The organism is Cerasibacillus sp. (assembly GCF_036516575.1).
Lineage (GTDB): Bacteria > Bacillota > Bacilli > Bacillales > Amphibacillaceae > Cerasibacillus.
This window is the reverse complement of record NZ_DATBTY010000039.1, coordinates 1-10,167: the sequence shown is the minus strand read 5'-3', so window position 1 is coordinate 10,167 and position 10,167 is coordinate 1. Positions and strand designations below refer to the sequence as shown.

General features: G+C 37.5%; 15 protein-coding genes and 1 pseudogene. 12 read left to right on the top strand and 4 right to left on the bottom strand.

Features of this window, described 5'->3' with window-relative positions:
- A partial coding sequence (locus tag VIG73_RS07300) for a DDE-type integrase/transposase/recombinase (protein ID WP_331640479.1) occupies positions 1-253 on the top strand: 253 nt, incomplete at its 5' end.
- A gap of 67 nt (positions 254-320) precedes the next feature.
- Positions 321-395 (top strand): annotated as a pseudogene (locus tag VIG73_RS15715) (IS3 family transposase); the annotation flags it as partial.
- A 303-nt stretch (positions 396-698) separates the two neighbouring features.
- On the opposite strand, the gene istB reads toward VIG73_RS15715, so the two are convergent.
- On the bottom strand, positions 699-1,451 hold the full coding sequence (istB, locus tag VIG73_RS07295) for an IS21-like element helper ATPase IstB (RefSeq protein WP_331640477.1): 753 nt from the start codon (positions 1,449-1,451) through the stop codon (positions 699-701).
- Positions 1,426-3,006: an IS21 family transposase gene (istA, locus tag VIG73_RS07290; protein ID WP_331640475.1), complete on the bottom strand. Its 1,581-nt coding sequence runs from the start codon at positions 3,004-3,006 to the stop codon at positions 1,426-1,428. The genes istB and istA overlap by 26 nt, the downstream gene beginning before the upstream one ends.
- A gap of 401 nt (positions 3,007-3,407) precedes the next feature.
- Here istA and VIG73_RS07285 point away from each other — a divergent pair, with 401 nt between their 5' ends.
- From VIG73_RS07285 to VIG73_RS07265, 5 genes are all read left to right on the top strand, one after another.
- Positions 3,408-3,797 carry a phage holin family protein gene (locus VIG73_RS07285; protein ID WP_331640473.1) on the top strand — a complete coding sequence of 130 codons (390 nt, stop codon included), beginning with the start codon at positions 3,408-3,410 and terminating at the stop codon, positions 3,795-3,797.
- 33 nt (positions 3,798-3,830) lie between these two features.
- Positions 3,831-4,190 carry a hypothetical protein gene (locus VIG73_RS07280; RefSeq protein WP_331640470.1) on the top strand — a complete coding sequence of 120 codons (360 nt, stop codon included), beginning with the start codon at positions 3,831-3,833 and terminating at the stop codon, positions 4,188-4,190.
- Positions 4,191-4,253: 63 nt separating this feature from the next.
- Entirely contained in the window at positions 4,254-4,973 is a 720-nt protein-coding gene (locus VIG73_RS07275; RefSeq protein ID WP_331640468.1) for a peptidoglycan recognition family protein, read from the top strand.
- A gap of 587 nt (positions 4,974-5,560) precedes the next feature.
- Positions 5,561-6,118, top strand: coding sequence for an ImmA/IrrE family metallo-endopeptidase (locus VIG73_RS07270; RefSeq protein WP_331640466.1), 558 nt, complete (start codon positions 5,561-5,563; stop codon positions 6,116-6,118).
- Entirely contained in the window at positions 6,111-6,569 is a 459-nt protein-coding gene (locus tag VIG73_RS07265; RefSeq protein WP_331640464.1) for a hypothetical protein, read from the top strand. Before VIG73_RS07270 ends, VIG73_RS07265 begins: the two co-directional genes overlap by 8 nt.
- Before the next feature lie 77 nt (positions 6,570-6,646).
- Here the strand turns inward: VIG73_RS07265 and VIG73_RS07260 are convergent, their stop codons facing one another.
- Complete coding sequence (locus VIG73_RS07260) at positions 6,647-6,775, bottom strand: hypothetical protein (protein WP_331640462.1); 129 nt, start codon at positions 6,773-6,775, stop codon at positions 6,647-6,649.
- A gap of 498 nt (positions 6,776-7,273) precedes the next feature.
- On the opposite strand from VIG73_RS07260, the gene relB reads away from it, so the two are divergent.
- The 5 genes from relB (at position 7,274) to VIG73_RS07235 (ending at position 9,714) form a co-directional block, all read left to right on the top strand.
- Positions 7,274-7,492, top strand: coding sequence for a type II toxin-antitoxin system RelB family antitoxin (gene relB / locus VIG73_RS07255; protein ID WP_331640460.1), 219 nt, complete (start codon positions 7,274-7,276; stop codon positions 7,490-7,492).
- A 75-nt stretch (positions 7,493-7,567) separates the two neighbouring features.
- Complete coding sequence (locus VIG73_RS07250) at positions 7,568-7,750, top strand: type II toxin-antitoxin system RelE family toxin (RefSeq protein ID WP_331640458.1); 183 nt, start codon at positions 7,568-7,570, stop codon at positions 7,748-7,750.
- Between the two features lie 129 nt (positions 7,751-7,879).
- Complete coding sequence (locus tag VIG73_RS07245) at positions 7,880-8,341, top strand: hypothetical protein (protein ID WP_331640456.1); 462 nt, start codon at positions 7,880-7,882, stop codon at positions 8,339-8,341.
- 143 nt (positions 8,342-8,484) lie between these two features.
- On the top strand, positions 8,485-8,682 hold the full coding sequence (locus tag VIG73_RS07240; RefSeq protein WP_194563433.1) for a hypothetical protein: 198 nt from the start codon (positions 8,485-8,487) through the stop codon (positions 8,680-8,682).
- Positions 8,683-8,835: 153 nt separating this feature from the next.
- Complete coding sequence (locus tag VIG73_RS07235; RefSeq protein ID WP_331640452.1) at positions 8,836-9,714, top strand: SDR family oxidoreductase; 879 nt, start codon at positions 8,836-8,838, stop codon at positions 9,712-9,714.
- An 83-nt stretch (positions 9,715-9,797) separates the two neighbouring features.
- Here VIG73_RS07235 and VIG73_RS07230 read toward each other — a convergent pair whose 3' ends face one another.
- Complete coding sequence (locus VIG73_RS07230; protein ID WP_331640450.1) at positions 9,798-9,974, bottom strand: hypothetical protein; 177 nt, start codon at positions 9,972-9,974, stop codon at positions 9,798-9,800.
- Positions 9,975-10,167: the final 193 nt, after the last annotated feature.

Here is a 10,167-nt window from a genome sequence, read left to right as displayed (position 1 = left end):
CATTTTGAATAGAGCCTTTGATTACCAGACTGAATTAAGTGTGGTCGATAGCGATTTAACTTATGTACGTGTGAATGGAAAATGGAATTACGTATATTTATTTGTAGACCTTTTTAATCGTGAAATTATTGGTCATAGCGTTGGGGAAAACAAGACAGCAGAGCTGGTATACAAAGCATTATCAAGACCGTTACATCTGATAGAAATGTTCCACACAGATCGCGGAAGCGATGTTCAAGGTCGTGAAAACTGAATTAATCAACAGTGCATATTTTAGCAGCCTCGATCAGTTAGAACTTGAATGAAATGATTATGTAAATTGGTTTAATAACATTAGAATCCACGGAACGCTTAATTATAAAAGTCCTGTGGAATACCGATTACAGACCTTATAATATTTGTTTGATTTAGTGTTGACAATCCAAGGAGAGCTCATCACTTCTTAGTCGCAGGAGAAGTAACGGGATATTATGTCCCTCTTCCAGAGTCGGATAGTCTATGGATAAGACTGAATAGCGAATCTCAAAAAGTCTTAACTGGATTCGAAGAGTTTTTAAGAGGAGGTGAGAATATGAATAAAAGCATTTACGATATACAAGAAGAAGAAGTAGCTATCTTTAGAGAACAACTAGATAATCTCAAAAGAATTGTATTTCGCAACTGAAAAGTGAGCCATTTATTAATTTAAAACTGAGCCACTAGAAATCTTGAGTCTCTATCCACTTTTGAGTTTCAAGAATACGGTACGAATCGCCAATCATATTAACGATATAGGCACGATGTGTGAGTCGATCTGTTAAAGCTGAAGTAAGGATAGGGTCGTGAAACACTTCACCCCAGCGATCAAATGACAAGTTACTCGTAATGATGAGCGAACCTCGACCAGCGCGTAATGATAATAAGCTAAATAGGAGCTCTGCTCCTTCTTGATCGAACGAGATATAACCCAGTTCATCTAAAATAACTAAATCATAATTTTCAAATTTCTTTTCAAATATTCTTAAGGTTCTTTCTGACCGACTTTCTTTTAATTGATTCACGAGAGAATGAATGGTGGTGAAAAGAACTTTATATCCGGCTAAACAGGCTTCAATTCCCAAACCAATGGCTAAGTGAGTCTTCCCTGTACCTGGAGAGCCAATCAGAAGGACGTTTTGTTTTTCTGTAATAAAGGTTAGTTCTTTTAAAATAGGCAAGCGAGCTGCCGCATTTTGCGGCAGGGCTTCCATTTCAATCTCTTCTAATAATTTCTTCTCTGGAAATTGAGCGAGTCGGATCCGATTTGTTCGAGCACGAATTTGACGATCTTCTTGCTCTTTTGTTAAAGCGTAATAAAGAAAATCAGAGGCTTTTGGATACTCTTTAAAAATATTTTCATCTTGAAGTAGTTGCCGAATACTTGGAAGTCGGAGAACTTTGCACATCTCAATCATCTGCTGTTGGTGATTCATCATGTTCAATCCTTTCCAAAGTAGTAAGTTCCCATAACTTATTCAAGTTTTGAATATTAAAAAGCGATTGTACAGCGACTTCGTCTGTAGGATCGATAATCATTGGGGTTGATTCATTCTGTTGAGCGATAAAGATAATTTTCTCCGTCGTCACAGAAGAGCCTTGCTCTTCTAAAGAGGCAATTGCCTTTAATACTCGTGGAAGTACCACTTCTTCATTTCGCAAAGCGAGATATAAAGCTAGAAAATCTTTTTCATTTCCGATATAATGAGTTCCGAATATGTTTTTTATTTGATTGGGCGCTTGATTCAAACATTCACTTTGAATCAAAGCCCCTTTCTTTTTTTCGAATGTTTTTAAAAAATGAGAAATCTCCATAATCCAGGTGTGTAGTCCCCAACACCTCGTATGACTTCCCACACATTCACCTTCGTAAAAGATGCGAAGCGTATTTGCACTCACTTTTACTTTGACAAACTCACCAACATATCCTTCTTGAACCGAATAATGATTTTGTCGATACATAATTGTGCTATATTTTGTGACACGTGCCTCGACTAATTCAGCCGCATCAAAAGGTGTAGGCTGGTTCGATTCTTTTCGTTCCTGTCGCTCTTCTACAAGTAATAGGCGATGAGGTATTTTCTTTTGATAATGCTTATGATCGTTCAGTTTCTGAATAATCTGTTCTAAATAACTTTGTGCTTCCCCCAATGTTGAAAAAGTATCTTCTTGAGCGAATGCTTTTCTACGAATGACTTCTACACTTCGTTCAACATGCCCTTTCTGATTGCCTTTGCGAGGTTCACAAAGGCGAATTTGGAACCCGTAATGTAAAGAGAGATTTAACATCCCTTCTGTAATACTTCGCTGAGGTCCATTAAAGCTTTTAACGACTGTTCGCATATTGTCATATGTGAATACCTCCGGTATGAATTTCAAATGTTGAATACAACGAACATGCGCGTCTTGTACACAAATAAGTGTTTCGGATTCGTAGAGCCGTGCAAAGCGATAATTACTGTACGGTAATGTGAAAACAGCTAATGAATAAGATTTTAATTCGCCATTAATGGTGAGTTTAACCTCTCCCCAATCGAATTCAATTTCTCGTCCGGCCTCTGGACGTTGACGAATAAATACTTCCCTTTGCTTTTTTGTCTCGCGATTTACAAAGTTACGAACTGTTGTATAGCTAATTTGAAATCCTTCATCTAACAGCTTTTCATGCATATCTATGATTTTTAATTGTTGCTTATGCATATTCTGTTGACGTTTTCTTTGATTTTGTTTAATCATGTAGCGAATTTTCTTTTGAATACTTGTCGTTAAAACGCTTCTTGAACTTTTTCGCTTTTTGTATGAAGGTGGCGATACGTAGTTATTCGTAATCGGGAGATTACGCGTATCCTGTTGCTTCGCGACCAATTCTTGATCAATATATTTCTTTACAGTATTTCTTGAAAGTTTAAGCCGTTTTGCAATTTGTCTTTGACTTTCATTTTCTTGAAAGTAAGCAAGTAAAACTTGTTGTTTTTTGTTCAATGAGATCACCTTTCTTCCTCCTAACCATTCTACTAGGTTAGGATTATTTTCTTACAAGGTGGCTCAGTTTTCAATTGCGATGTGGCTCACTTTTAGATTAACAGATACAAAGAATAGAAGAAGACCTTGAACGAAATATTCAAGAAGCTAAACTAAGAAAATTTCTATATGCCGAAATTCAAGTTCGAAAAATAGAGAGTCCTGAAAGTATATTTGCACCTACAATCGACCTTATTGATCAGAATATCACACAGTTTAAAAAGGAGCTCGAAACAATTAAAGAGCAAATCCATAATCATTACAAGCATATTGATGCACTTGTTAAAGTAGGAAATTACCTCTAAACATCATATAGAAGAGCGCCTTTTATGGGGCGCTTTTTTCTATTCTAATAATCAAGAGATGAATATATGAATCATATTATGAATGTGTACGAGCAGATGCCTCAGACACTTATTCTATCGCTTGTAGGCATGAGTGTGTTAGATTACATCGCTGGTCTCTTAAGAGCTTTGTACGATCGCAAAGGTAATAGCAAGACACACTATAAAGGGCTAATTAAGAAGCTAGGAATTATTATAGGAGTACTGTTAGGCGCAATCACAGACATGGCTGTTTCTGACGGGGCTCCTATTTTTACGTCCATGATTATTCTACTTTTTGTGTCAGGCGAAGGCTTGAGCATCATTGAAAACCTTGCTGTTATGGGAGTTCCTCTCCCGCAACAATTGAAAGATAGGCTGATTCAGGTACAAGAAAGCGAAAAAGAAATATTTTACAAAATAGTGAAATTAATATAGCTTATATGTGAAAAATATTTCAGGAGGGGTATTATGAAAGGGACTGTCAATGAGATATTCTTAGAGCTAAAATCAAGTCTAGATTCAAATGGATTTGATGATATCGGCACTAAAGGGTCAGTATGGGAGTATTTAAAACAATTATTAGAAAATGGTGCTTTGGAACATGATGCTGCAGAGGGTTCGGCAAAGTCGGCTGTTGCTGGAAATGGTTTAACTGACAAACAGATTAGAGCCATTGCTCTAGAGGTATATAATAATGATTTAATTTATCTAACATGTCCGCGTTGCTTAAGTTCAGATCATTTGTTTTGGGATGACATGCTGGAGCATGTATACAAAGGACAATGTCACGAATGTGATAGAGTGGATGAAAAAATAAAATACGATTGATACTAACTAAAAGAACCGTCTATTTCTAGGTTCTTTTTTTGTTTTTTTAAGGAGATGATAAAAATGAAATACCCAATCAAAACTGATTTCCTCAAGGCGGGTACAGGAAGACGTCCAGGAACCCTAATCCCAGGAGGCAAACCGAGGTTCATCGTGTTGCACGACACGGGAAATCCAAATTCGACTGCTGCGAACAACATAGGCTACTACAGTCGTAGTTTGTCTATGAAAGCAGGTGCTCAGGTATTCATCGACGACAAGGAAATCATCGAATGTATTCCGGTTCGTTCGAAGCCCGAAAAAGCAAGGCACGTTATGTACAACCGAGACCGCAAAACGTTGGGACTCGGAGCGGCGAATGATTACGCGATTGGCTTAGAGATGTGTTTCTTCCCGGGTAACAAATCTCGCTCGGAGGAAGCTTACCAACGTACAGTTTGGTACGCAGCTTATATTGCAAAGCTCTACAATATGAACATCAACAACTGTTTAGTAGGTCACGAACATCTCGATCCAAGACGCAAAGTAGATTCGTCGACTGGACTCAGAGCAACGGGTCGAACTTATAACCAAATGGTTGCTGATATTAAAGCAATTTACCATACAAATGATGGTAAGGGCGGAGCTAGCACTCCATCAACTCCTAGCTTTAACCCTGCCAACACGACTAATCCTGGTTATGTAACAATCAAAGTTCCTTCGCTTAATGTCCGAAAAGGGCCAGGAGTGAACCACCCAAAGGTAAAGGAATTAAAAACAAGGAAGCTCATGGAAAGCGTATAGAATTGAGAATGGTTGGTACAATATCGGTGGTAATCAATGGATAAGTGGTGGTAAGGCTTATGTAAATTATCATGAGAACCCTCACTATAAGTCACCAGTGAGTATATCAAAAATGAAAGAGCCAGTTTTAAATACAGTAGAAGTTCTGGTTGACAATCTTAACGTCCGTAATGGCCCAGGTGTGGACTATATTACTGTTAAGAAGCTTAAGAAGGGATCTAGGTGGAGAATGTACTGTGAACAGGATGGCTGGTATAACGTAGGTGGTAACCAGTGGATTAACGCGGATAAAGTGTATTCCCGTATTGTAAAGTGAGGTAAGTGTAGATTGACACTACGAGAAATCATGAGCTATAATTGATTTAGAGACTTGTGTGTGTGCACATTAACATCATACTCGTACGTTAACTCATCGTACCAGGTGTACCTGCGAACAAGCTGTGATTGTAACTAACATGCTTCGACTAAGAGATTTATATATTTCTGGTTAAGTACCCAGACTGTATTTCCCGGGAAATCATTTGTAGGTCGAAATTATAAATGATTTTTCACATACACGAAAGGATATGGAAGGATGGTGGAAAGTCATGGGCGAAGAAAAGATAAGAAAGATAGTTCGTATATTAAAGGAAAATTTTTCTAATTTTAAACAAGAACACATTATCGAGGATCTGGAGAAAAGCATCGAGGATTTTGGGATTGAAGTTAGATATGCTTTGCTTGAAGATGAGATAAGCGGGTTTTCACGAGTAGTTGATGGCAAACCACAGGTTATAGTTAACGGTGAACACCCTGAGAATCGACGTAGGTTTACAATGGCACATGAATTAGGACATATAATTCTGCATTGGAAATGGCTAAATAAAGAGAATCAAAGGTTGGATGATTATCATTATGAAATATTGTACAGGCAAGAATCAAGCTATTACAATGGGAATTTACGTGAAGAAATACAGGCAAATGCTTTTGCCGCTGAGTTTTTAATGCCGATCGAGGACGTTAAGAAGATGTTAAAAGGGAAACAAGAAAAAGATTTAAGCAGGAACGAAAAGAGTTATCATATAAAAAAATTAGCTCATAAATATAGAGTTTCTGATCAAACCGCAAGGATCCAGTTAGAAAAGGCTTTTAAGTTAAATGAGTGAAACTCAAAAGCAATCAGAAGCTAAAAAAGATTTAACAACCTTGCTCAATGATCCAGAATTAGACACGTCTAATGAAGAAAAAGAAGCACCACCTGAAATCCTACAAGTAGTAACAGGTTATCCTACTTATCCAACCTATGAAAATAACCAATTAAAAACTCATGAATATATAAATGAAGAGTTGGACTATATGAGAGTAATTCGGCGAGTGTCTATACCGTTACTTTCAATTTTGACTCTCATACTTGTATTTTGGGTTTATTCTATTGTAGAAGATTTATCAAAAGGTAAGTCTCAACTAGATTCTAAAATAGCTATTGCTTTAATCACAGCTGTTTTTGTAAATTTTTTCTGGGCAATAAGAATAATTTTAACCTATGCTTTTAGCCCATTAAAAGACACTATGGATTTTGTACAGAAGTTAAAAAACGGAGAGAATAAAGAGAGATAGTACAGTGAAAATGTTTACAACTAAAAAACCTTTTCAATTGACCATTATATGGTTAATCGAAAAGGTTCTAACTGACTTTAGAGATTCATAATAATCCAAGCACCACCTTGAATTATTACGCTTGCAATAAAGTTTAAGCCAATGATTTCTGGCATATTATTCCATACACCATATTTACAACACGTACAACATTCTTTGTTATTCACCAACTCACCTCCCTTCTACCTGAAGGATTAATGAACAACTTAAAGACATACAACATTGGCTGTCGGAAGCTATTGTTGTATGTCTTTTATTATATCTTATTTTATTACATGTAACAAACTCTTCTCCGATTTTATATAAGCATAAAATCTAGTAGCTTTTTAAAGAGTTATATACCCCCAGAGCCTCCGAATAAGTTGTGTGATATTAAGTTCGTTGCTAATCCCGTTGCTAATCCCGTTGCTAATGATTGTGCACATGTGCTGAAACACCTTGTAAAATGCTGTTGTTAAGCGATTTTTTACGGACGCGGGTTCGACTCCCGCCGTCTCCATATGTAAATTTCATATGGTTTTACCTAGTGTCAGAAACCTTGATAGATCAGGTTTCTGGCACTTTTTCTTTTTCATGGAATATCATCCTCGTTACTAGCAACGAGGTTTTTTTATATTAATACATAAATGTGTTACATTGTGTTTCAATAATAAGAAGGGGTGATCATGATGAAGACAATAACTGTTAGATTAAACGAAGATGAAGCAAAAGCTTATGAGAATTTCGCAAAATTAAACAATATGCCTTTATCGAACTTGTTAAAAAGAACCTTAGAAGAAAAAATGGAAACTGAATTAGACCTACAAGCCATCAAAGAATACGAAAATAAAGATTCTCATGAAACATACGCTCACGAGGATTTAAAAAAGTTACTAGGTTTATAATTTATGGCACATCAAGTTGCTTATACAAAACAAGCAATCAAAAGTTTAAGTAAAATTGACTAAGCGCAGCAAAGAATGATAATTGCCTGGATAGAAAAAAACTTAATTAACACTGAGAATCCAAAATCATTAGGAAAAAAGCTAAAGGGAGATCTAAAAGAGTACTGGCGATATCGTGTTGGCAAGTACAGAATTTTAGCTGATATTGACAACGATGAAATCAAAATCATTATTTTTAACAGTGGGTGTATCTGTTAATCTAAAAGTGAGCCACTTTGATCTCTTTGTTGGAAAATGTACATAAGCGTGTATATTCTATGCTCTATAATAAATATATCTACATGAAAATAACTATAATCCTATACTTTAATTGGAGGAGTGAAAAGAATGAAAGACAAAAGCAAATTAACTCACAATGACCTTAGCGAATTTAAGGTAGACAGATTACAAGCAATCCCATTAATTAAACATTACAGTTGTCAATATAAAGGGATGGAGCATTATGAACAGATAGGACAAAGTTGTGCAATGTCGGTTAATTCAACTGTGAATACAATAATAGAATCAGCAGAGTATCTTGAAGGTCACAGCTTGATGCCAGACGAAATACATATAGAGCGTTTAGCTGATTGGTTCATAGATAATAAAAACTATGAAATACCTCGCCAAGCATTAATATTTTATATGGCAAATTACTTAAAGAAAAAGATTAATGAGTATTATAGAACGATAAATAAAGGTGGAGTAATTTATAGTAACGCCATTGTGGGGAACAAAACAGCGTTGAGAGAGCGTGAAAAGCAATTTAAAATTAGGAAGGAGGGCGGAGTAAAGATAATTAAATGTTAGATAAGAATCTTTTTGAAATGTTTTGATGATTCAACATTCGGTATTCTACAGTTTTCCGGTGTGACAGCGGTAGCGCTAAGGTGTAAGATGAGAGTAATACGCTTGATTGATGCATGTTGTTGATCATCGGAAGGAGAATTTCCATGAATGAAGTGCTCGCTCGTTATATTCGAATCGTTAGTGTCGTCGGGGCATTGCTCATCGTGCTCATTCCTTTTTTATTTCGCACACCGACACCTGTCGCGTTAAAAATTATATTCGGTTTGCTCGTCGTGTTGTTTATCGTTTTAAGCATTCGGATGTTGTCTGTGAAGCGTGCGATGGATGATGCGCCGCGTTAGTTTACTGCTTATAAGGAAAGCATCGATTTCTGAAAAGAGATCGGTGCTTTTTTTGTATGCATTTGCAGAACAGAAGGAGGTACTTCTGAAAAATGTTTAATGTTATGTGAGGAGGGCATCGGTAGAGTAATCATTCAAAAAGGAGAGATGGCAATGACGAAAGAACATTACGAGGAAGTCGATGAAGCTGTTGGTCGTCAACAGCAACAACAGCAACCTGGGATTGAACGCGACATGGAACCAGCTCCGATTTTTGACAATGGAACAAAAGGCGCTGGTCGCTTACGTGGCAAGAAAGCATTAATTACAGGAGGGGATAGCGGAATCGGGCGAGCTGTCGCATTAGCGTTTGCGAAAGAAGGGGCGGACCTTGCGATCGTCTACTTAGACGAAAGAGAACGTAAAGATGCGGAAGAAACGTTGCGTGCGGTGGAACCGTACGGAGTTCAAACGTATATGGAACAGTTGGACGTGAGTTGCGAAGAAAATAGTGCACCGCTCATTCAGCGTGTGCGTCAACAGCTAGGCGGATTAAATATTTTAGTTAATAATGCGGGAAAACAATTTCCACAATCGACAATCGCAGACATTTCGAGTGACCAACTGCATGAAACATTTCAAACGAACTTTTTTGGCTTGTTTTATGTGACGAAGGCAGCGGTTGCAGAGATGAAGCAAGGCGATGTCATATTGAATACGACATCGATTACTGCTTATAACGGTTCACCTGAACTGATGGATTATGCGGCGACGAAAGGAGCGATTACCGCTTTTACGCGTTCGCTCGCTTTAAATCTTGTCGATCGAGGCATTCGTGTAAATGCCGTGGCACCAGGGCCGATTTGGACACCTTTAATCCCGGCGACATTCGATTCGGAAAAGGTAGAACATCACGGGGAAGATACCCCGATGGAGCGACGAGGACAACCGGCGGAAGTTGCAGGAGCATATGTCTTTTTAGCATCCGATGAAGCAAGTTATATGACGGGGCAAACGATTCATGTGAATGGCGGAGATTATACGAGTTCTTAAATCGCGTGAATGATGTATTCCTGTTGGATCGATGAAAAAATAAACCGTTTGAATCTCTAGTTTTGATTCAAACGGTTCATTCGTTATTCAAGCTCTTTCGGGATGTGAATGATCGTTTCGTTGGATAGTTTGTCCACTGCGTCCCATCGTTCCGCTGTCGTTTGTTTATCGAGTTCTGTTGAAAGGATAATCGAAGCGGAATAGGAGTTAAACGTTAAAGCGAAAGCGCCGATGAGAATTAATGGTTTTAAATGTGGCATCATGATTACTCCTTCCATTTCCTTTTTCTTCAATATACGCGGAATAGCTTGTGGAATCAAGAGAAGGGAGTCGTTCGCTTCATTATTTTTGACATCTCGTGTCAATGGCGTATCGTATAAAGGGAAAGCTTAATTTTGAGAACGGAGGAATGAAAATGAATGTAACAAATGAACAAATTCAACTCGCACGACG